Consider the following 21,768-nt stretch of genomic DNA (forward strand, 5'->3'; position numbering starts at 1 on the left):
CGCTGATCAGTCTGAGCCCACGTGACCGACCGCACCTCGGGCACGTGGGCTCAGCCTAGCCGCCCCGTCTACATTCCCTCTACATGACGGATTCGGCCTCTTTACGCTGCGGCCATCGGGACTAAGCTCCCTACGTGGACGAGACTCGCGATCATGAGCGCCCCCCGGCCGATCTGACCGTAGGTCTCCTGGGCCCCGTCGTGGGCGTGCTCGGTGACAGGGAGATCGACCTGGGGCCGCCGCTCCAGCAGGCGATCGTAGCGATGCTCGCGATGAGTTCCAACCGCGTGGTCACCGTGAGCCAGCTGATCGAGGGTCTGTGGGGAGACGATCCTCCCCCCAGCGCCACCCAGAGCATCTACACCTACATCGCGGGGTTACGGCGGGCGCTCGAGCCCGGCCGCCGCAGGCGACAGCCTCCGGGCAGGGTGTCCCGCGCTTCGGGCGGCTACCTGTTACAGCTCGACCCCCTCCAGGTCGACGCCCACCTCTTCGCCGCGCGGCTCGACGCGGCGGCGCAGGCCAGGAAGTCCGGTGACTTCGCCGGCGCGTTGCGCGCCATCGACGAGGCGCTGGACTTGTGGCGCGGCCCGGCGCTGAGCGGCGTGCCGGGGCCCTTCGCCGATGGTGAGCGCGCCCGCCTCGACCAGCTCCAGGTGACGGCCGTGGAGACCCGGGCCGACGCGCTGCTGCGGCTCGGCCGCCCCGAGGAGGCGCTCGGGGAGCTGTACGAGCTGGTCCACCGCCACCCCCTCAGGGAGCGCCCGGGCGAGCTGCTCATGCTGGCCCTGCACGGGTGCGGGCGCCAGGCCGAGGCGCTGGCGGTGTTCGAGGAGGCCCGGCGTGCTCTGTCGGATGAGCTCGGCATCCTTCCCGGCGAGGGCCTGCGCCGCGCGCATCGCGTCGTCCTGTCGGGTGCCGGCGAGCCCGCGGCCCCTGATCACGTCAAACCACGCCAGCTTCCCGGCGACCTGCTCGTCTTCGTCGGCCGCACGCGGGAGACCGTCCGGCTCAGATCCCTGCTGGATCCCTGGGGTGACGAGCCTCCGCACCCGTTCGTCGTGATCTGCGGCCCGCCCGGTGTCGGGAAGTCGGCGCTGGCCGTCCACGTCGCCCACATGGTGCGCGAACGGTTCCCCGACGGGCAGCTCTACGTCAACCTGCGCGGGGGCACGCCGAACGTCCCCCGGCCGTCCACCCACGAGATCTTCAGCCGCCTGCTGCGCGGCCTCGGCACGCCGGACAGCGCCATTCCCGAGGACGAGGACGAGGCCGCCGCCCTGTGGCGGAGCAAGCTGCAGAGCGGGCGGCTGCTCCTCGTCCTGGACAACGCCGCCGACCTGGCGCAGGTCAAGCCGTTCATCTCGGCACCCCGCGGCACCGCGGTGCTGGTCACGAGCCGCGAGTCCCTGACAGCCGGGGACGACTGCGCCCAGGTCCGCCTGCACCCCCTCTCGGACGCCGAGGCCACGGCCATGCTGGCCAAGCTGGTCGGAGCGGACCGGGTATCGGCCGACCTCGACCAGACCACTCACCTGGTGCGGCTCTGCGACGGTTTCCCCCTCGCCCTCCGGGTCGCCGGGGCGCGGCTGATCGACCGTCCCGACTGGAGCGTAGGCGCGCTGACGATGCGGCTCACCGACGAGCGGCGCCGCCTGCGCGAGCTGGAGGCGGGCGACCTCGCCGTACGGTCGAGCCTGGCGGCGAGCTGGAACGCGCTGAACGGCAGCACCCGCGAGCTCGACGGCGAGGCGGCGCACCTGCTGGCCCTGCTGGGCCTGCTGCACGTGCCCGACGTCACCGTGGAGGCGGCCGCGGCGCTGTCCGAGTCCTCCCCGGTCGACGTCGAGCGAGCCCTGGAACGGCTCTGTGACGCCCACCTGCTGGAGGCCGGCGAGCCGGGCCGCTACCACCCGCACGACCTCGTCCGGCTCTTCGCGGGCGACCTGCTGCCCGCCGGCGAGCGGATCGCGCCGCTCAAGCGGGCGATCGGCTACTACGCCGAGTCCGCGCGGGCCGCGGCGCGGACCAGCGACCCGCACCGGGTCCACTGCCTGTATCCGCCGCTGGACGTCCGCGGCCGCGGCTTCGACAGCGCGGACGAGGCGCGCGCCTGGCTCAGGAGGGAGGAGACCATCCTGCTCGCCGCCGCCTTCCAGGCGATGGCGGATCCGGACGACGACATCGCGCGGGCCGGCGCGGGGATCGCCCTCGCCCTGTGGTGGTACCAGCAGGCCGCGTACCGGGTGCCCGGCCTGATCTCGCTGGGCGAGCAGTTGCTCGCGACGGGGGAGCGCCTCGACGACCGGGTCATCACGATGGAGGGGCATGCCCACATCGCCACGGGGCTGTACCTCAAGGGCGACTGGGCCGCGTGCATCCAGCACCACGAGTGGCACCTCCGGCTGGCGCGGCTGCTCGGTGACCGCTTCAACGAGCAGCGAGCGCACGGCAACCTGGCCGGCACGCTCATGAAATGGGACCGGTGCTCCGATGCGCTGGAGCACGCGCTCGCCCAGCGCGTGATCGCCCGCGACATCGCGTCCGGGCCGGGAGAACGCTACGCCCTGCTCGTGGCGGGGCGGGCCTACACGGGCCTCGGCCGGTTCAAGGAGGCCGCGATCACGCTGGACGAGGGCGCGGCGCTGGCGGACCAGGCGGGCGACTCCCTCCGGCAGGTGGAATTCACCGTGGCGCGCGGGCTGGTCCTGATCGAGCTCGGCGAGCGGGAGTCCGCGCTGGCCCTGCTCTCCGAGGTGCTCGAGCCGGCCCGCGCTACCGGGATGAAGATGACCGAGGTCAACTGCGTCGTGCTGCTGGCGCGGGCCCACCGCCTGCTCGGCCGGACCCGCGAGGCCATGAGGTACAGCATCGAAGCGCTCGTGCTCGCCGAGCAGATGGGCAGCCCGTACTGGATCCGGGAGGCGACCAGGGAACGCGAGGCGGCGACGGGCCAGCGCTCGGTCACCGCGTGAGACCCGGGCCTCAGCGTGGCGGCGCCGTGTCCCTGAGCGCCAGGAAGAAGTCGACCCGGTCGGCCATCGTGGACAGGTCCCTGCCGGTCAGCTCCTCGATCCTGCGCACGCGGTACCGCACGGTGTTGACGTGCACGTGGAGCTGCTCGGCGCAGGCGTTCCACGAGCCGGCGCAGTCGAGGAAGATGCCGAGCGTGCGTACCAGCTCCGACTGGTGCCTGCGGTCGTAGTCGAGCAGCGGCGACAGCAGCCGGGAGGAGAACGAGCGGCGCACGTCGCCCGGCACCGTGGCCAGCAGCAGCGCGTGCGTGTAGATCTCGTCGCTGATCACCACCCCGCCGCCGCGGGCCTCGGCCAGCCGGCGGGCGTGCCCGGCCTCCTCCACGCCGCCCTTGACGGCGGCGGCGCCCGTCAGCGCGCCGCTGAGCCCCACGCACAGGCGGGTGCCGGGCAGCGCGGCCAGCACGCCGGCTCCGGCGCGCAGCCGGTCGGCCAGCTCGGCGGTGGTGCGCTCGCGCAGCGGCACCACGGCGACCGCGCCGTCGGCGCCGGCCGCCGCCACGACCTCGCGGCCGAGCAGCTCCTCGACGGCCTGGCCGCCGAGCGTGGCGGGGTCGGGCCCGCGGGTGGCGCCGGGCCGGGGCGCGGTGACGTTCACGATCGTGTACGGCTCCGCCGCTCCCACCCCGCACGTCCGCAGCCTGGCGTCGAGCTCCGCCACCCCGGCCTCGTCCAGCGCGGCCACGACGAGCTGCTCGGTCAGGCGGCGCTCGACCCTGCGCCCCTCCTCCATCCGGCTGCGTTCGAGCCCGACGCAGGCGGCCAGCTCGTAGCCGAGGTCGGCCCGGTCCATCAGGTCGCCGTCGCAGGCCAGCGCCCACCCGGCGGCGCGGTGGCCGCGGCCGACGGCGAAGATCGTGTGCTCGCCGACCCTGACCGGCAGGCGCGGCGCCGTCAGGTACGCCTTGGCCAGCCGTACCGGGTCGCCGGCCGCGCCGACGATCACCTCCCCGGAGGCGGACACCACCGCCCCGGTGACGCCCAGCTCGGCGGCGGTCAGCTCGAACAGCTCGCGCAGGTCGGCGCCCTCGGCGATGGCCGCGACGAGCCGGCGGTGGCGGCCGAGCGCGTCGCGCACGTCGCCCGCCAGCCGGTGCCCGGCCGTCTCGGCCAGCGTGCGGAACGAGACCTCGACCGGCACCTTCAGCAGCGGCAGCCCGGCCTGCTCGCAGGCGGCCACCAGGTCGTCGGGCACGTGGCCCAGCCACGCCTCGCCGGCGCCGAGTGCGGCGACCCCCGCCTCGGCCAGCGCGGCCACGAACCGGGCGGAGTCCTCCGGCGCGTGCCACCACATCAGCCCGGTCAGCACCAGTTCGCCGCCGCTCAGGTAGCGGCCGGGCTCGGGCAGGTCCGTGATGTGCACGGTGCCGAACTCGCGGGCCGGGTCGCCGGCGAGCAGCCGCAGGCGCAGGTCGTCGATGGCCAGCAGGTCGGAGATGCGCACCTGTAGGAATGTACAAGCCGGATGTTGCAACCGATGACCGCAATTTGACTTCGGGCATATTTGTCCGGTGCGGGCGCGGTGCTCTACTCGGAGGATGACGCAGACGTCTGACGCGATCCTCCCCGGCGCCGGCACCGGATTCGGTGTCGGGACGAGCGCGCGGCGGCCGGACGCGACGCTGAAGGTGACCGGCGAGTTCGCCTACGCCTCCGATTTGTGGCTGGACGGCATGGTGTGGGGCGCGACGCTGCGCAGCCCGCACCCGTCGGCGTGGCTGCGCTCGATCGACGTGGCTCCGGCCCTGCGCATCCCCGGCGTACGGGCGGTGCTGACACACGAGGACGTGCCCGGGGCGAAGTACTACGGCCTGGAGCACAAGGACCAGCCGGTGCTGGCCATCGACCAGGTGCGTTACCAGGGCGAGCCGGTCGCGCTGGTGGCGGCCGACCACCCGGAGACGGCCCGCAGGGCGGCGGCGGCCATCGCCGTCGAGTACGAGCCCCGCCCGGCCATCACCGACCCCCGCCGGTCCCAGCACTTCGTGCGCCACCAGCCGGTACGCCGCGGCGACACCTTCGAGGCCGAGGTCGTCGTGACGGGCGAGTACGAGGTCGGCATGCAGGACCAGGCGTTCCTCGGCCCCGAGTCCGGCCTGGCGGTGCCCGCCGAGGACGGCGGCGTGGACCTGTTCATCGCCACCCAGTGGCTGCACGTGGACCGCGACCAGCTCGCCCCCTGCCTGGGCCTGCCCGCGGACAAGGTGCGCCTGACGCTGTCGGGCGTCGGCGGCGCGTTCGGCGCCCGCGAGGACCTGTCGATGCAGATCCACGCCTGCATGCTGGCGCTGCGGCTGAACCGCCCCGTCAAGATCGTGTACGGCCGCGAGGAGTCGTTCTTCGGCCACGTGCACCGCCACCCGGCCCGCATGCGGTACGAGCACGGCGCCACCCGCGACGGCAGGCTCGTCTACGTCAAGGCCGACATCCTGCTCGACGGCGGCGCGTACTGCTCCTCCTCCCCCGCCGTGGTCGGCAACGCGGCGTCGCTGGGCGTGGGCCCGTACGAGGTGCCGAACGTGCGCGTGGACGCCACCGGCGTCTACACCAACAACCCGCCGTGCGGCGCGATGCGCGGCTTCGGCGCGGTGCAGGCGTGTTACGCCTACGAGTCGCAGATGGACCGGCTGGCCGAGGCGTGCGGCCTGTCGCCGGTGGAGATCCGGGTGCGCAACGCCGTCTCCCAGGGCTCCCACCTGATCACCGGGCAGGTGATCGACTCGCCGGCCCCGCTCGCCGACATGCTGCGCGACCTGGAGACGATGCCCCTGCCCGGCCCCGGGGACGGGGACCTGCGGGGGCTGCCCGGCGGCGTCTCCCAGACCACGCACGGCGAGTCCGTGCGCCGCGGCGTCGGCTACGGCGTCGGGATCAAGAACATCTGCTTCTCCGAGGGCTTCGACGACTACTCCACCGCCCGGGTGCGGGCCGAGCTGGTCGGCGGCGAGCCGCACGTCACCGTGCAGACGGCGGCCGCCGAGGTGGGGCAGGGCCTGGTGACCGTGCAGGCCCAGATCGCCCGCACCGAGCTGGGCATCCCGAACGTCACCGTGGCCACCGCCGACACCTCGGTCGGCTCGGCGGGCTCGTCGTCGGCGTCGCGGCAGTCGTACGTGACGGGCGGCGCGGTCAAGGCCGCCTGCGAGGCGGTGCGCAAGCGGTTCGACGGGCTGACGCCGAAGGAGGCGCTGGAGCGGTTCGGGCCGATCGAGGAGACGCGGGAGTACCGGCACCGGCCGACGTACCCGATGGACCCGCTCACCGGGCAGGGCGACTCGCACACGCAGCTCGCGCTGTGCGTGCACCGGGCGGTCGTGGACGTGGACGTGGAGCTGGGCCTGGTGAAGGTGGTCGAGCTGGCGGCGGTCCAGGACGTCGGGCGGATGCTGAACCCGCAGGCCCTGGAGGGCCAGATCCACGGCGGCTCCGCGCAGGGGCTCGGGCTGGCGCTGATGGAGGAGATCCAGGTCCGCGACGGCCAGGTGCTGAACCCGTCGTTCACCGACTACCTCATCCCCACCATCCTCGACATGCCGCCCATGACGCTAAAAATCCTAGAAAATCCGGACCCGGCGGCTCCGTATGGGCTGCGCGGCGCCGGCGAGCCGCCGACCCTGTCGTCCACCCCCGCCATCGCCGCCGCCGTCAGAGCGGCCACGGGGCTCCGGTTGACTCGCGTTCCGATCAGGCCGGAAGATATCGCCTTGTTCGACGAGAGCTAGACAAGGGGGGCATCCCATGGCAACCGCGCGTGAGGCGGCAGAGGCGGAGTTCAGGCGCTTCGACACCGACGGCGACGGCCTGCTGACCGCCGACGAGATCAGGAAGGCCAACGAGGCGCTCGGCGGGCAGGGCGCGTCGGAGAGCGAGGTCGAGGCGTTCATCGGCTCGGCCGACAGCGACGGCGACGGCATGATCAAGCTGGACGAGTTCGTCGCCCTGGTGGGCCACGGCCGCCACGAGAAGGCGTGATCTCGGGCCCCGCGGGGTAGGCAACCCGGCATTCCCCCTGATCACAAGGGGGGAATGGCGGTGCTCGACAGATTCTTCGAGCTGACGGGGCGGGGCACCACCGTCGGCCGCGAGGTGCGCGGCGGGCTCACCACCTTCATGGCCATGGCCTACATCATCCTGCTCAACCCGATCATCCTGGCCGGGGCCAGGGACGTCACGGGCGCCCGCCTCTCGATCGGCGAGCTGACCACCTCCACCGCGCTCGCCGCGGCGATCACCACGCTGCTCATGGCGTTCGTCGGCAACGCGCCGTTCGGGCTGGCCGCCGGGCTCGGCCTGAACGCGGTCGTCGCCTACCAGGCCGCCCCGCACATGACCTGGGCGCAGGCCATGGGCCTGGTCGTGCTGGAGGGCTTCGTCATCATCCTGCTGGCCGTGACCGGCCTGCGCACCCTGATCATGAACGCGATCCCGCTGGCGCTCAAGCACGCCATCAGCGTGGGCATCGGCCTGTTCATCGCACTGATCGGCCTGGTGGACGCGGGCTTCGTCGCGGCGGGCACGGGCACGCCCGTGCAGCTCGGCGCGACCGGGCACCTGACGGGCTGGCCGGTCGCGGTCTTCTGCTTCGGCCTGCTCCTGATGATCCTCCTGTACGTGCGCCGCGTCCCGGCCGCCATCCTCATCAGCATCGCCGTGACCGCGGCGGTGGCCATCCTGGTCAACTCGGTCAACACCATCGACCCGGCGACCTGGGGCGTGGTCGCGCCGCGCATGCCGGAGAGGCTGGTCTCGGCGCCGGACTTCGGGCTGGTGGGACAGTTCGACCTGTTCGGCGGGTTCGTCACGGCGGGGGCGCTGACGGCCACCGTGGTGCTGTTCACGCTGGTGCTGTCGGGCTTCTTCGACGCCATGGGGACGATCATCGGCGTCAGCGACGAGGCCGGGCTGGTGGACGAGCGGGGCCGGGTGCCGCGGCTGGGCCGCATCCTGACCGTGGACGGCGTCGGCGGCATGGTGGGCGGCGTGGCGAGCTCGTCGGCCAACACCGTCTTCGTGGAGTCGGCCGCCGGTGTCGGCGAGGGCGCGCGTACCGGTCTGGCCAGCGTGGTCACGGGCGCGCTGCTGGGGCTGACGCTGCTGTTCACGCCGCTGGCGGCGGTGGTGCCGGCCGCAGCGGCGGCCCCTGCGCTGGTGCTGGTGGGGGCGCTGATGATGATGCAGAGCAGGAACGTGCCCTGGGACGACCTGGACCTGGCCGTGCCGGCGTTCCTGACGATCGCGCTGATGCCGTTCACGTACTCGATCACGAACGGCGTGGGCGCCGGCGTGATCGTCTACACGCTGATCAAGGCGGTCAGGGGGCGCTTCTCGGAGATCCCCTGGCTGCTCTGGGTGGTCTCGCTGATCTTCCTGGCCTATTTCGCCATCGACTGGCTGGAGCAGCTGTTCGCCTAGCGGATGTCGCCGCTGTTGCAGGCCACGCCGTTGTTGTCGACGTCGGTGTACCAGGCGTACTCCTCGTGCGTGCCCCTGTAGTAGGGCCCGTCGCCGGCCGCCACGGCCTCCTTGCAGCTCCCGTAGCGCTTGTCGAGGCCGCCCCGGCCGCCCGTCGCGGGCGTCGTGCCGCCGGGCCTGGACGTGCCGGTGGAACCCGTCGTACCCGTGCCGGCGGTCGGCCCGGCCGTCGTGGCGGGGCCGGTCTGCTGCCCGCCGGTGGGCCCCGTGGCGGGGCCGCCGGTGGGAGGGGTGGCCGGCTGGCCCGTGGGGGGCGTGGACTGGCCGGTGGGGGCCGGGGTGGTGCCCGTGCCGGGGGCCGGCGTGCTGCCCAGCAGGCGGGTCACCAGCGCCTCGGCGTCCTGCTTGGTGAAGCCGGCGATGCTCACGCTGTCGCCGTCCATCGGCTGGGTCACGATGGGCGCGGCCAGCACGGTCTTGGGCTGGTCGGCCTGCGAGGGCGCCAGCACGATGGCGACCTCCTCCTGGGAGGGCGCCAGCTCGTCGATGAGCTGCACCAGCCTGTCCTTGAACGCCGGGGCGACCGCGATGCGCACGGAGTACAGGCCGTCGTCCTCGCGCAGCGGCTCGATCCGCTGCACGGCGCCGACCGTGACGCCGTCCTCCAGCAGGTAGCAGGTGGTCTGCGCCTGGTCGAGCACGGCGGGGTCGCCGGGGCACGGCGCGGGCTTGGTCTCCCTGACCGGCGCGAAGTGGATGGGCACGGACAGGTACCGCGGGGGCGCGCCCCCTAACAGCGGCGTGTCGGGGCTCTTGGTCATCAGGACCGCGACCGTGCCGAGCACGCCTGCGATGAGCACGACGAGCACCAGCGAGACGATCAGCACGATGGTGGTGAGTCTGCTGGCGGTCGGCTCCCCCGGGTCCGCGGGTGGCGGCTCTTCCGGCTTGTCCATCGATGACGATCCCATCCTGACGTTCGGGCTGCCGGTGAGCCTATCGAGGAGAAGGCACAGCGGGGTAATCCACCGGATAATCCTCATGCAACTGTGAGACCGGAGGAAGAATGGAGGAGGAAACACGGGATCGCCGGGAAGAGTGACGGCATGAAGATCGGTGTGCCGCGAGAGGTCAAGAACAGCGAGTACCGGGTGGCGCTGACCCCCGCGGGGGTGCACGAGCTGGTCCGCCACGGACATCAGGTGCTGGTCGAGCGCGACGCGGGCGCGGGCTCCGCGATTCCCGACGCCGACTTCGCCGCCGCGGGCGCCGTCCTGGTGCCCGGCGCCGACGAGCTGTGGGGCGCGGCCGACCTGGTCATGAAGGTCAAGGAGCCGGAGGCGGAGGAGTACCACCGGCTGCGCAAGGGACTGGTGCTGTTCACGTACCTGCATCTGGCCGCGTCGCGGCCGTGCACGCGGGCGCTGCTGGAGTCGGGCTGCACCGCCGTCGCCTACGAGACGGTCCAGACGGCCGGCGGCGCGCTGCCGCTGCTGGCGCCCATGTCGGAGGTGGCGGGGCGGCTGGCGCCGCAGGTGGGCGCCTACCACCTGATGCGCTCGGCGGGCGGCAGGGGCGTGCTCATGGGCGGGGTGTCCGGGGTGCGCGCGGCGCACGTGGTGGTGATCGGGGCCGGGGTCTCCGGCATGAACGCCGCCGCGATCGCCCTCGGCATGCAGGCCGAGGTGGTGCTGCTCGACATGAACCTGGACAAGCTGCGCCAGGCCGACCTGATCTACCAGGGCCACTGCCAGACGGTCGCCTCCAACACGCTGGAGATCGAACGCGCGGTGCTGGAGGCCGACCTGGTCATCGGCGCGGTCCTCGTGCCGGGCGCCAAGGCGCCGACGCTGGTCGGCAACGACCTGGTCAGCCGGATGAAGCCGGGCTCGGTGCTGGTGGACATCTCGATCGACCAGGGCGGCTGCTTCGAGGACTCGCGGCCGACCACGCACGAGGAGCCGACGTACCGGGTGCACGACTCGATCTTCTACTGCGTGGCCAACATGCCGGGCGCGGTGCCGCACACCTCGACGTTCGCGCTGACGAACGTGACGCTCCCGTACGCGCTGGCCATCGCCGACCTGGGCTGGCAGCGCGCGATGCGCGAGGACCCCGCGCTGGCGCTCGGCCTGAACACGCACGAGGGCCGGGTGACCAGCCGCCCCGTGGCCGAGGCGCACGGGCTGGAGTGGACGCCGCCGCGGGACGTGCTCGCCTGAGCGGATTCTCCGCCGCCTCTGGGCATCCCGCACCCCAAGAGTTACGCTAAGTAGCGATCAGCTACTCACCGTGATGAACAGGGTGGTGATGTCCCCCTGCGCACGCGGCGAGGGCCGACCTGGAACGTGCGTCAGGGCCCGGCGGGGGCCAGGCCCTGACGTCCTTCCGGTTCCGCTACTGCTGCTGGGAGGGGCTGGCCGACGGGGAGAGCGTCTCCATCGGCGCCTGCTGCTGGTTCGTGGGCTCGGGCGGCAGCGGCGCCTGGTCGGCCGTGGTGGTGATCGCGTCCGTGCCGCCGCAGGTGGCGCCCGGCTCGGGGGTGTCAGGCCCGTTCTGGTAGCGCTTGATGAACGCGCCGAGCTTCGGGTCGGCCGGATCGGTCAGCTTGAGCTGGTGCCCCCAGGAGGAGACCACGATCGGGGACGGCAGGTTGGGGAACGGGCTCATGAGCATGTAGTCCTGCTGCCCGGTGGAGCCCGCGACCTCCTTCAGCTGGTCCACCTGCGCCTTGGGCAGGTCGGGGCGGTAGGTGATCCAGACCGCGCCGTGCTCCAGCGAGTGCACCGCGTGCTCGCTGTGAATGGGCTTGTCATAGATCGCGCACTGCTGCCAGTAGTTGTTGTGCTCACCACCCACCGGCGGCGTCTCCTTGTACGAGACCGTGTTCCAGACGTGCTGCCCGGCCTCGTACTTGACGCTGGTGACCGCGTCGAGCGAGGTCTTCCTGCTCTGGTCGATCAGGTAGAAGCCGACCAGGCCGACGAGCACCACGATGATGAGCCCGCCCGTGCCCCACATCAGCAGTGCGGCGCGGCGTTGTTTGCGCTTCTGCTCGGCGCGCAGCCTCTGCAGGTTCTCGCGCCTCGCCTGCGCCTTCTCCTTCGTCATCGTCCCTCCATCGGCGTACCAACTCCGGGTCACCCTATGCCCTGCGGGCGTATGCGGAGAATAAGCCCCGCATAAGGGTCCGATCACGGCTCCGCAGGTGGGTACGCTGGAGCCGCCATGGAAAAGCCGGTGAGAAGACCCGTCCTGATCATCTGCGGCGTGCTGGTGCTCGCCGTGGCCGCGTTCCTGCTGTTCGGCAGGGGTGGCACGCCCGGCGACAGCTCGCCGGAGGCCGGGTTCGCCCGCGACATGGCCACGCACCACGCCCAGGCGGTCGACATGGCGTTCATCATCAGGGACAAGGGCCCCGCCAAGGAGATCAGGAGCCTGGCCTTCGACATCATCAACACCCAGGCCAACCAGCGCGGCATGTTCCAGGGCTGGCTGCAGCAGTGGGAGCTGAGCCAGGCGACCGACCAGCGGCCGATGGCCTGGATGAGCGGCCACGGGCACGGCGCCACGCCGTCCGCCTCCGCCACGCCGGGGGTGATGCCGGGCATGGCCTCGGCCGCCGAGCTGGCCGAGCTCAGGCAGGCGCAGGGCACGCAGGCCGAGGTGCTGTTCCTGCAGCTCATGATCCGCCACCATGAAGGCGGCGTGCAGATGGCCGAGGGGCTCCTCTCGCTGTCCACGCGCAGCGAGGTGGTCAGCATGGCACAGAAGATCGTCGACGGGCAGAGCGGGGAGATCAAGCTCATGACGGAGCTGCTGGAGCAGCGGGGCGCGCGGCCCTACCCGTCGATACTCAAGAGCCAGTAGCGGTGGGCGCCGACGCGGTCGTCGTGGGGTCGGGCCCCAACGGGCTGATGGCCGCGGTCATGCTGGCCCGCGCCGGGCGCGAGGTGCTGCTGCTGGAGGCGGCCGACCGGTTCGGCGGCGGGCTGCGGTCCGGCGAGCTGACGCTGCCGGGGCGCGTGCACGACCTGGGCGCGACCGTGATGGCGATGGCGCTGGCCTCCCCCGCGTTCCGCGCTCTGGACCTCAAGGGCGTCGAGTTCGCCCATCCGCCGGTGGCCGCCGCCCATCCGCTCGACGGGCGGCCCGCCGTGCTGGTGCACCGCGACGTGCGGCGTACCGCCGACGGGCTGGGGCCCGACCGGGCCGCCTGGACGGCCACCGTGGGGGCGGCGGTGCGGGCGGGGCTCCCGCTGGTGGACCTGCTGCTCAAGCCGCTGGGGCCGTGGCCGGCCAGTCCGGAGGTGTTCGCCAGGGCCGCCAGGTTCGGGCTGGCGGCGGCGCTGCCCGCCACGACGTTCGCCCGCGGGGCGTTCCGCACCGTGGAGGCGCGGGCGCTGATCGCGGGCATGTCCGCGCACTCCATGCTGGACCTGCGCTCCCCCATCTCGGCCGGTTACGGGTTGCTGCTGGCGGTCCTGGCCCACCTGGTGGGCTGGCCGGTGGTGCGGGGCGGGTCGCAGGTGCTGGCCGACGCGCTCGTGGCCGAGCTCAGGTCGCTGGGCGGGGAGGCGGTGAGCGGGCACCGCGTACGGCGGCTGGAGGAGCTGGACGCGCCCGTCGTCGTGCTCGACGTGACGCCCAGGCAGCTGCTCGCGATGGCCGACCTGCCGGACGGGTACCGGCGGCGGCTGGAGCGCTTCCGGTACGGGCCCGGCGTGTTCAAGCTGGACTGGGCGCTGGACGGGCCGGTGCCGTGGCGGGATCCGGCGGTGGCGTCGGCGGGCACGGTGCACCTGGGCGGGACCCTGGAGGAGATCGCGCTCAGCGAGGCCGAGACGGTGGCCGGGCGGGTGTCCCCCCGGCCGTACGTGCTGCTGGTCCAGCCGTACGCGGCCGATCCGACGCGGGGCGGGCACACCCTGTACGCCTACTGCCACGTCCCGCACGGCTCCCGGGCGGACATGACGGACGCCATCGAGACGCAGATCGAGCGGTACGCCCCGGGCTTCCGTGACCGGGTGCTGGCCAGGCACGCGATGGGGCCGGCGGCGCTGGAGGCGGACAATCCCAATCTGGTGGGCGGGGACCTCGGGGGCGGGCTGGCCAGCCTGACGCAGTTCCTCCGCCGGCCCGTCTGGTCGCCCGCCCCGTGGCGCACGCCGCTGCCGGGGGTGTTCCTCTGCTCGGCCTCGACGCCGCCGGGGCCGAGCGTGCACGGGATGGGCGGCTGGCAGGCCGCCCGCCTGGCCCTGCGCCACCACTGACCGGCCTGCGGGCCCCACCGACCCTGTGCCGCCGCCAGGCCGCGCCCGGCCCCGCGCCATCGCCCGGCGCCGCGCCGTCGCCGAGTCTCAGCGGCGGGTGTCGGTCATCTCCTCGGCGAGGGCGGCCGCGAAGGCGTCCACGTCCTCCTCCGTCGTGTCGAACGCGCACATCCACCGCACCTCCCCGTCCGTCCAGTCGTAGAACTTGTACCGCTTGCGCAGCCGGGCGGCCACGTCCTCCGGCAGCACCGCGAACACGGCGTTGGCCTCGACCGCCCTGGCCACCCGCACGCCGGGAACCCCTTCGACCGCCTGGGCCAGCCGCCGCGCCATCTCGTTGGCCCGGCGGGCGTTGCGCAGCCACAGGTCGCCCGACAGCAGCGCCTCGAACTGCGCCGACACGAACCGCATCTTCGACGAGAGCTGCATGAACGTCTTGCGCAGGTAGTCGACCCCGGTGGCCGCGTCCGGGTCGAGCACGACGACGGCCTCGCCGTACATGAGGCCGATCTTCGTACCGCCGAAGGAGAGCACGTCCACGCCCGCGTCGGTGGTCAGGGCGCGCATGGGGACGCCGAGCGCGGCGGCGGCGTTGGTGAGCCGGGAGCCGTCGAGGTGCACGCGCAGGCCCAGGTCGTGGGCGTGCGCGCAGATCGCGGCGATCTCGTCGGCGGTGTAGACGGTGCCGAGCTCGGTGGTGTTCGAGATCGAGACCACCTTCGGCTGGGCCCGGTGCACGTCGCCGAAGCCCCAGGCCTGGCGGTCGATCAGCTCGGGGGTCAGCTTGCCGTCGGGCGTGGGGACGGTGAGCAGCTTGATGCCGGCCGCCACCTCGGGCGCGCCGCCCTCGTCGGTGTTGATGTGGGCGCTCTCGGCGCAGATGACCGCCTCCCACTGCGCGGTCATGGAGCGCAGGGAGACGACGTTGGCGGCGGTGCCGTTGAACACCGGCCAGGCCTGCGCCCGCTCGCCGAAGTGCCGCTGGAAGACCTCCTGCATGGCCTCGGTGTAGACGTCGTCGCCGTAGGAGGTCTGGTGGCCGCCGTTCGCGGTGACGATGGCCTGGAGGATCTCGGGGTGCACCCCGGCGTAGTTGTCGCTGGCGAAGGCCTTGAGCCGGGGGTCGTGCCGGGGGTTCAAGAAGTGAGGTCCAATCGTGTGCCGTTGAGCTCGGCGGCGGGGCGGTCGTAGAGGCCGCCGATGGCCGCCGCCAGGTCGTTGACGTCGGTGAAGCCGGGGAACTTGCCGTCGGGATTCTCGGCGCGCATGGCGTCGTTCACCAGGGCCTTGACGACGAGGATGGTCGCCGCGCTGGAGGTGTCCTTCAGCGCGTCGGCGAGGGAGAGCGTCCAGGCCTCCGCCGCCGCCTTGGCCGCCGCGTAGACGGCTCCGCCGGCGCTCGGCCGCTGCGCCGCGCGGGCGGAGACGATCACGAAGCGGCCGTTGTCGCTGCGGCGCAGCAGCGGCTCGAACGCCAGCGAGACGTGCTGGAGGGTGCGGATCAGCAGGTCGTGCAGGGCGTCCCAGTCGTCGAGGCTGGTCTCGGCGAACGACCTGCCGCCGCGCCAGCCGCCGACCAGGTGCACCACGCCGTCCACGCGGCCGTGCTCGCGCTCGACGCGATCGGCCAGCTCCTGGACGGCGGCGCGGTCGAGCAGGTCCACGTCCTGCTTGTCCACACCGATCACGGTGTGCCCCCGTTTCCGGAAATATCCGGATACGGCGTCACCTGTAGGCCCTCCGGCCCCGGTAACCAGAATGATCATGCTCGGAGTCCCTTAGTCGATTCGACCACGTCCGTCAGCTTACGGCGCAGCGCCTCGTAGAACATGCTGAGCGGGAACTCGTCCGGCAGCACCGCGTCCACCTTGGCCTTCTGCTCCTCCGGCAGCGCCTCGACGCCCTTGGCCCAGGTCGAGCCCGGGTGCGGCGCGACGTACGCGCTGACCAGCTCGTACGCCGCCAGCCAGTGCGCCAGCTTGGACCGGTCGATGCTGTCGCGATACAGCTTCTCGACCTCCCCGCGCAGGTCGGCCACCCCGTCGGCGACCCGCTCCCAGTCGATCGTGAGCCGGTTGTCGGTCCACCGGACGACGTCGTTGCGGTGCAGGTAGGCGAACAGGAGCTGCCCGCCCAGCCCGTCGTAGTTCCGCACCCGCTCCCCGGTGACGGGGAACCGGAACAGCCGGTCGAACAGGATCGCCGTCTGGACGTACCGGGCGTACGGCACTCCCCGCCGCTCCAGCTCCACGGCCTCGCCGAACGCGGTCAGGTCGCAGCGCAGCTCCTCCAGCGCGTACAGCCAGTACGGCATCCGCTGCTTGATCATGAACGGGTCGAACGGCAGGTCGCCGTGGCTGTGCGTGCGGTCGTGCACCAGGTCCCAGAGCACGAACGTGTCCTGCGCCAGCCGCTGCGAGGCCAGCAGCCGCTCGGCGTCCGGCGGCAGGTCCAGCCGCAGCGTCTCGACGGCGGCCCTGGACACCCGCCTGAACCTGGCGGCCTCGCGGTCGGCGAAGATCCCGCCCCAGGTGAACCTCGCGGGCGCCTGCCGCACCGCCACCGTCTCGGGGAACAGCACGGCCGAGTGCGTGTCGTAGCCGGAGGTGAAGTCCTCGAACGCGATCGGCACGAACATCGGGTTGTCGTAGCCGCCCGCCTCCAGCTCGGCCAGCCAGCCGGGCCAGATCGTACGGATCCAGACGGCTTCGAGGTTGCGGGACGGGTTGCCGTTCTGCGTGTACATGGGGAACACCACGACGTGCTCCAGGCCGTCCTCGCGCTGGGTGTCGGGGTGGAAGAGGTCGAGCGAGTCGAGGAAGTCGGGCACGCCGAGGTCCTGCGCGGCCCACTTGCCCAGGTCGTCCTGGACGGCCTGGAGGTAGGCGGCGTCGTGCGGGAAATGTCCTGAAATTTCGCCTACCTGCTGCGCGATCCGCTCCACCAGGACCTTGGCCCGCTCCTTGGCCTCCGCCGGCACGGAGCCGTCCTTGACCTGCAGCGGCCGCAGCTCCTCCACGGTCTCCTTCAGCCGGGCGAACAGCGTGGCCTTGCCCTCGCCGGCGGCCCTGCCGATCACCTCACCGCGAGCCTCACCGGCGAGCTCGCCGGTGGTCTCGTGGCGAGCCGCGCCCGCGGGTTCGCCACCGGGGAGCCTGGCGGCCCAGGTGATCACGTTCTGCCAGAGCACGCGGTGGTCGTGGTCCTCGATGGAGTCGTCGCCGAACAGGTCGGAGTCGGCGAACACCACGACCCGCCCGCGCCCGTGCCGCAGCGCCACGGCCAGCGGCTCCCCGGCCGGGTCGGCCGCCGCCGAGGTGGCGAAGAGCACTTCCGCCCCCTCCGCCACCAGCGTGCCCGCGCGGTAGAAGCAGGCCGTCCGCACCCCGGCCAGCAGGCCGGAGCCGCTGGAACGTTCCCCCAGCACCCAGGTGGCCACGTCCCGGTAGGCGTGCCGGGGGTCGCGCACGGTGGTGTGCCGGACGTCCACGCCGAACCGGGCGAGCAGCTCGCGCAGGTTGTTGCCGTACTTGTCCTGCTCCTCCTCGGCCAGCACGACCAGCCCGCCGCCCGCCGCCACGAAGGACTCGACGGCGTCGAGCTCGGCGGCGGTCAGGACGGGGCTGCCCTCACCGGTCGTGCGCTCCCACGTGCCGCTCGACGGGTGAGCGATCACCAGGACGTCCTGGTCCGCCAGCGCCTCGGGACCGAGCGGCCCCGTCGTGTGCACGCCGACCGTGTGCCCCAGGTGCCGCAGCAGCCCGGCCGCGCGGGCGTAGCTGGTGTCGTCGGGATGGGCGGGGTTGACGGACTCGGCCAGCTCGCGCCGGATGGTCCACGACTCGCTGTGAGCCTCGTCGAACAGCACCTTGGGGAACGATCGCATGAAATATCTCCTGCATCTGCCACCTGATACAGGAAAATATACACATATTCACGCCTTTGCCCGCTAGTCCCTCCCGGCTAGGCAGCCCCGGGCCGCACGACGCCCGTCTCGTACGCGAACACGACGGCCTGCGCCCGGTCGCGCAGGGACAGCTTCATCAGCACCCGGGCCACGTGCGTCTTGACCGTGGCCTCCCCGACGTACAGGTCCCCGGCGATCTCCGCGTTGGTGAGGCCGCGCGCCAGCAGCCGCAGCACCTCCAGCTCGCGCGGCGTCAGCTCGGCCAGCGCGGGCGACGGCACGGGCTCGGCGCGGCCCGCGAACGTGGCGATCACCCGGCTCGTCACGGCCGGGTCGAGCAGCGCGTCGCCGGAGTACACCACCCTGATCGCCTCCAGGAGCTGCTCCGGCGGCGACACCTTCAGCAGGAAGCCGCTGGTGCCGGCGCGCAGCGCGGCGTAGAGGTTCTCGTCGGTGTCGAACGTGGTCAGCGTGATGACCTTGGGCGGCGAGGGGGTGTCGAGCAGTTCCCTGGCCGCCGCCAGCCCGTCGAGCCGGGGCATCGAGATGTCCATGAGGACGATGTCCGGCCGCGTACGCCTGGCCACGGCGACGGCCTCACGCCCGTCGGCCGCCTCCCCGACGACTTCCATGCCGGGGTCGCTCTCGACGACCATGCGCAGCCCGGCCCTGACCATCGCCTGATCGTCGGCGATGACTATGCGAATGCCCACACGCGGAGGTTAGACGCCGGGTGCCTCCTTGAACACCGGGAGAACACCCGTGCCAAGCCGTACGCAAGTGAGTTCCAAGTCAGGACAGCCGGACACTCTGCCTGATCCTCGTCTGGGTGGCGTCGTCGCAGGTGGTCTTGCCGCAGAAGTACATGATCAGCATGGTCTTGGGCTCGCGGTCGATCACGTAGCTGACGAAGCCGATCCTGGTGCCGCTGGCCGGGTCGTGCAGCGAGCCGTCGAAGCGGGTGGCGGGGCTGCTGCCCGCCTGGTCCTGCACGGGTTTGTCGAGGTCGACCTGGCCGGGGAGCAGGGCCTCCATCTTGGGTTTCATCATCTCGGCGGTGCCGCTGGCGTCGAGGGTGTCGGAGACCTGGACGTACACCCCGGCGACGCCCTCGGGGTCGTTGCCGACGATCTCCTTGACCTTCGACCAGTCGGCGCCGGGACCGGCCACGAACAGGTCCTCGAACTCCGTGGCGTGCGAGGACGCCACGGCGAACAGGTCCTGGTGGGTGCGTACCGTCCAGTCGCCCGGATAGTCGAACGTGAGCGGCGCGGCGGCGCTGGTCTTGTAGTTCATCCAGGTATCGCCGCGATTGTTCATGATCACGAACGCCACCAGGGCGAGCGCGGCCACGGCGGCCACCAGCGTGGCGGCCACGATCGGGACCCGGCCGGGCCGCCTGCCCGCCGGCTGCGTGGGCTGCCCGGCCGTACCCTGAGGCCGCGCGAGCGGGGCGGCGAACGGCGGCACGGAACCCGGCCCCGATCCCGGCCCTGAACCCAGCCCAGCACCCGGCCCCGCACCCGGCCCGGCACCCGGTACGGAGTGCGGCCCGGAGCCCGGCCCTGAACCCGGTACCGAGTGCGGCCCCGAGCCGGGGCCCGGGCCGAGGTCCGGCTGCGGCATGGCGTGATGCGGCCCGGACGAGGGCGCGGCGTGCGCTCCTCCCTGGCGCTGCACGGGATAGGGCCCGGAATGCGGGCTCTGCCCCGGCGGCGGCACGAGGTGCCGTCCCGGCCCGAGAGGGGAGCCGAGCGCGCCGAACGGGTCCGCGAAGGGGTCGTGGTGGTGCCCGCTGATCGCATCGCGCAGCGCGGTCACGAACTCGGTGCAGGTCGCGTACCGCTGCTCGGGCGACTTGGCCAGCGCGCGCATGATCACGCCGTCCACCTGCGCGGGCAGTTCGGGCCGCAGCTGCGACAGAGGGGGCGGCTGCTCGGCCAGGTGGGCCCAGAGCAGCGCGATGTCGTTCTCGCGCTGGAACGGCAGCCGCGCCGACAGCGCCTCGTAGACCACGCAGGCCAGCGCGTACTGGTCGCAGCGGCCGTCGATGTGCTCCTTGTTGATCTGCTCGGGCGACATGTAGCGGGGCGTGCCGATGAACTGGTCGGTCTGCGTCAGCCCGGAGATCGACGAGCGGTGCTTGGTGATGCCGAAGTCGGTCAGGTAGACGTGGTCACCGGCCAGCAGGATGTTGGCCGGCTTGACGTCGCGGTGGATCAGGTCGTGCGCGTGGGCGGCGTCGAGTGCCGCGGCCACCTGCGAGAAGATCTGGTTCGCCTGGCCGAGGGGCAGCGGCCCGCGGTCGTAGATGAGCCGGCGCAGGTCGAGACCGTCCACGTACCGCATGGCGATGTACAGGACGCCGTCCACGTCGGCGTTGGCCTCGTAGATCGGGATGATGTTGGGGTGCTCGATGCTGGCGACCGTCCTGGACTCCAGGATGAACCGCTGCCTGAACCTGTCGTCGACGCTGAGCACCGGGTTGAGGATCTTCAGCGCCACCCTGCGGCTCAACCTCGGGTCGAGCGCCAGGTAGACGACGGCCATGCCGCCCTTGCCGACGATGTCCTCGATGTAGTACCCGGCCACCTCCTGGCCGATGAGCGATCTTTCGTTCAATGGCATCACGTCTCGATGGGGTGGCCGCAGTAGCCGCAGAAGCGGTGCGCCGGTCCGAGCCTCATGCCGCACGAGGTGCAGTACTTGATCGCCGGGTCTGGCGCGGTCATCACCTGCTGCTGCTGCGGGACCACTTGGAACGACTGGGACCGCCGCACGACCACGGTCTGGTTCGCGCCGTCGTCGAACGGTGGACTGGCCGCCAGCGGCTGTGGCAGTTCTGTCTGTCTTTCAGGAGTGCGGCGGCGCCACAGCAGATACGCGCCACCCCCGGCCGCTATGAAAAGAATTCCCGCCGCCGCGATGAACGGCCACAGCGGCGTGGGCGCCTCGGTCTCGGCCGCGGCCTTCTTCGTGCCCTGGTCCTCCGGGCCGCCCCGCTTGGCCAGCGAGGTCTTCAGCAGCGCCGCGGCCACCACGTTGCCCGGGTAGAGCTCCAGCACGCGCTGGAAGCCCGGCGCGGCCTCGGTGTAGTACTTCGTGTGATAGCGGGTCAGCGCCGCCTCGAAGGCGGTGTCGATCGCGCCCCTGCGCGGCACGACCTTGGCGGCGGCCAGGACGGCGGTGACCTCCTTGACCCCGATCATCTTGCCGTCCTTGCCGCCTCCGACCAGCAGGCCGATGACGTGGCCGTCCTTGTCGCCGATCACCGGCGCGCCGACGAGGCCCTTGTCGGCGAGGCCGCCCAGCTTGACCGGCTCGTCGACCTTCTTCTCCGGGTCGGCGAACGGCCTGCCGGCGCCGCCCTGCACGCCGCCCTTGCCCAGGTGGGCGATCTCGACGGTGTGCGCCACGTTCGGGCCCGGCCTGCCGAGGAAGCCGGCCACGTTCGTCGGGGAGCCCTCCTGGTCGGGCACCTTGTCGGCGAGCGGCGCGGTCGGCATGCCGACGCCGCCGGCGGCCGGGGTCAGCGGCACCAGCACGGCCGGATCGTCGGGCTGGGGGCCGGCCTTGATGCACTTGACCTTGTAGCCGTCGGGGCTGGCCGGTGACACGTTGGGGAAGGCGGTGATGTCGGTGGTGACGCTGACGATGCAGGTCGCGGTGTCGCTGCCGAGGTTGTAGCACTGCTGGAGGTGGCGGTTGAGCACGGGGTCGGAGAGCTTGTGCTTGTCGTAGTCGGCCGGGATCTTCACCTTGTGGTGCTCGGCGAAGATCTTGTTGGCGGCGTAGATGGCGACGTCGTTCGGGTTCACGGCCAGGCGCCTGAGCGCCACGATGGTGCCGTCGGGGTTGACGACCGTGCCCGTGCCCGCGGCGAACGGCAGGCTGTAGGAACGGTCCACGTGTTTCAGCTCGCCCACGTGGTCGAGCAGGGTGATCTTCACATTGGACACGGCTTCCAGCCGCACCACGGCCGGGCTCACCAGGTCGGTGATCCCGCTCGGGTGCTCGTGGGCCGCGACCGGTGTCGCGATGAGCGCCAGTGCCACCGCGGCGCCACCGGCAAGAGCTGTGAGGCGCGCCATCTCCGCTCCAAACACTGGAATAGGACCAGGTTCCCAATCACATGGCGTAA

General features: G+C 72.2%; 16 protein-coding genes. 7 read left to right on the forward strand and 9 right to left on the reverse strand.

Going from position 1 to position 21,768, the window contains the following annotated elements; translation table 11 throughout:
* Positions 1-134 precede the first annotated feature (134 nt).
* Positions 135-2,975: an AfsR/SARP family transcriptional regulator gene (locus HD593_RS39315; RefSeq protein WP_185107136.1), complete on the forward strand. Its 2,841-nt coding sequence runs from the start codon at positions 135-137 to the stop codon at positions 2,973-2,975.
* Between the two features lie 10 nt (positions 2,976-2,985).
* Here HD593_RS39315 and HD593_RS39320 read toward each other — a convergent pair whose 3' ends face one another.
* Positions 2,986-4,479 (reverse strand): helix-turn-helix domain-containing protein, encoded by a 1,494-nt coding sequence (locus tag HD593_RS39320; RefSeq protein ID WP_185107138.1) that lies wholly within the window; start codon positions 4,477-4,479, stop codon positions 2,986-2,988.
* Between the two features lie 94 nt (positions 4,480-4,573).
* Between HD593_RS39320 and HD593_RS39325 the strand changes: the two genes are divergently transcribed.
* From HD593_RS39325 to HD593_RS39335, 3 genes are read left to right on the forward strand one after another with little or no spacing between them, the layout of a single operon-like run.
* Positions 4,574-6,757 (forward strand): xanthine dehydrogenase family protein molybdopterin-binding subunit, encoded by a 2,184-nt coding sequence (locus tag HD593_RS39325; RefSeq protein ID WP_185107140.1) that lies wholly within the window; start codon positions 4,574-4,576, stop codon positions 6,755-6,757.
* A gap of 16 nt (positions 6,758-6,773) precedes the next feature.
* Positions 6,774-7,007, forward strand: coding sequence for an EF-hand domain-containing protein (locus HD593_RS39330; RefSeq protein WP_185107142.1), 234 nt, complete (start codon positions 6,774-6,776; stop codon positions 7,005-7,007).
* A gap of 54 nt (positions 7,008-7,061) precedes the next feature.
* A complete protein-coding gene (locus HD593_RS39335) occupies positions 7,062-8,447 on the forward strand; it encodes an NCS2 family permease (RefSeq protein WP_185107144.1) in 1,386 nt (461 codons plus the stop codon).
* Here HD593_RS39335 and HD593_RS39340 read toward each other — a convergent pair.
* Positions 8,444-9,403: an excalibur calcium-binding domain-containing protein gene (locus tag HD593_RS39340; protein ID WP_185107146.1), complete on the reverse strand. Its 960-nt coding sequence runs from the start codon at positions 9,401-9,403 to the stop codon at positions 8,444-8,446. The genes HD593_RS39335 and HD593_RS39340 overlap by 4 nt on opposite strands.
* Positions 9,404-9,553: 150 nt before the next feature.
* Here HD593_RS39340 and ald point away from each other — a divergent pair, with 150 nt between their 5' ends.
* Complete coding sequence (gene ald / locus HD593_RS39345) at positions 9,554-10,669, forward strand: alanine dehydrogenase (protein ID WP_185107148.1); 1,116 nt, start codon at positions 9,554-9,556, stop codon at positions 10,667-10,669.
* Between the two features lie 175 nt (positions 10,670-10,844).
* Here ald and HD593_RS39350 read toward each other — a convergent pair whose 3' ends face one another.
* Positions 10,845-11,558: a DUF3105 domain-containing protein gene (locus HD593_RS39350; RefSeq protein WP_185107150.1), complete on the reverse strand. Its 714-nt coding sequence runs from the start codon at positions 11,556-11,558 to the stop codon at positions 10,845-10,847.
* A 129-nt stretch (positions 11,559-11,687) separates the two neighbouring features.
* Here HD593_RS39350 and HD593_RS39355 point away from each other — a divergent pair, with 129 nt between their 5' ends.
* Both HD593_RS39355 and HD593_RS39360 read left to right on the forward strand, forming a co-directional pair.
* Positions 11,688-12,317, forward strand: coding sequence for a DUF305 domain-containing protein (locus HD593_RS39355; protein WP_312904032.1), 630 nt, complete (start codon positions 11,688-11,690; stop codon positions 12,315-12,317).
* A 2-nt stretch (positions 12,318-12,319) separates the two neighbouring features.
* Entirely contained in the window at positions 12,320-13,720 is a 1,401-nt protein-coding gene (locus tag HD593_RS39360) for a phytoene desaturase family protein (RefSeq protein WP_185107154.1), read from the forward strand.
* Positions 13,721-13,807: 87 nt separating this feature from the next.
* On the opposite strand, the gene HD593_RS39365 is transcribed toward HD593_RS39360, so the two are convergent.
* From HD593_RS39365 to HD593_RS39390, 6 genes are all read right to left on the reverse strand, one after another.
* The gene (locus HD593_RS39365) at positions 13,808-14,860 is read right to left on the reverse strand and encodes a threonine aldolase family protein (protein ID WP_185107157.1); all 1,053 of its coding nucleotides are present in this window, start codon (positions 14,858-14,860) and stop codon (positions 13,808-13,810) included.
* On the reverse strand, positions 14,857-15,486 hold the full coding sequence (locus HD593_RS39370; protein WP_185107159.1) for an SDR family NAD(P)-dependent oxidoreductase: 630 nt from the start codon (positions 15,484-15,486) through the stop codon (positions 14,857-14,859). Before HD593_RS39370 ends, HD593_RS39365 begins: the two co-directional genes overlap by 4 nt.
* Positions 15,483-17,606, reverse strand: coding sequence for a DUF6421 family protein (locus HD593_RS39375; RefSeq protein ID WP_185107161.1), 2,124 nt, complete (start codon positions 17,604-17,606; stop codon positions 15,483-15,485). The genes HD593_RS39370 and HD593_RS39375 overlap by 4 nt, the downstream gene beginning before the upstream one ends.
* Before the next feature lie 77 nt (positions 17,607-17,683).
* Positions 17,684-18,340 (reverse strand): response regulator, encoded by a 657-nt coding sequence (locus HD593_RS39380; protein WP_185107163.1) that lies wholly within the window; start codon positions 18,338-18,340, stop codon positions 17,684-17,686.
* A 79-nt stretch (positions 18,341-18,419) separates the two neighbouring features.
* Positions 18,420-20,255, reverse strand: a complete 1,836-nt coding sequence (locus HD593_RS39385) for a serine/threonine protein kinase (RefSeq protein WP_185107165.1) — start codon at positions 20,253-20,255, stop codon at positions 18,420-18,422.
* Complete coding sequence (locus HD593_RS39390) at positions 20,255-21,718, reverse strand: zinc ribbon domain-containing protein (RefSeq protein WP_185107167.1); 1,464 nt, start codon at positions 21,716-21,718, stop codon at positions 20,255-20,257. Before HD593_RS39390 ends, HD593_RS39385 begins: the two co-directional genes overlap by 1 nt.
* Between the last annotated feature and the right edge of the window lie 50 nt (positions 21,719-21,768).

The organism is Nonomuraea rubra, assembly GCF_014207985.1.
Lineage (GTDB): Bacteria > Actinomycetota > Actinomycetes > Streptosporangiales > Streptosporangiaceae > Nonomuraea > Nonomuraea rubra.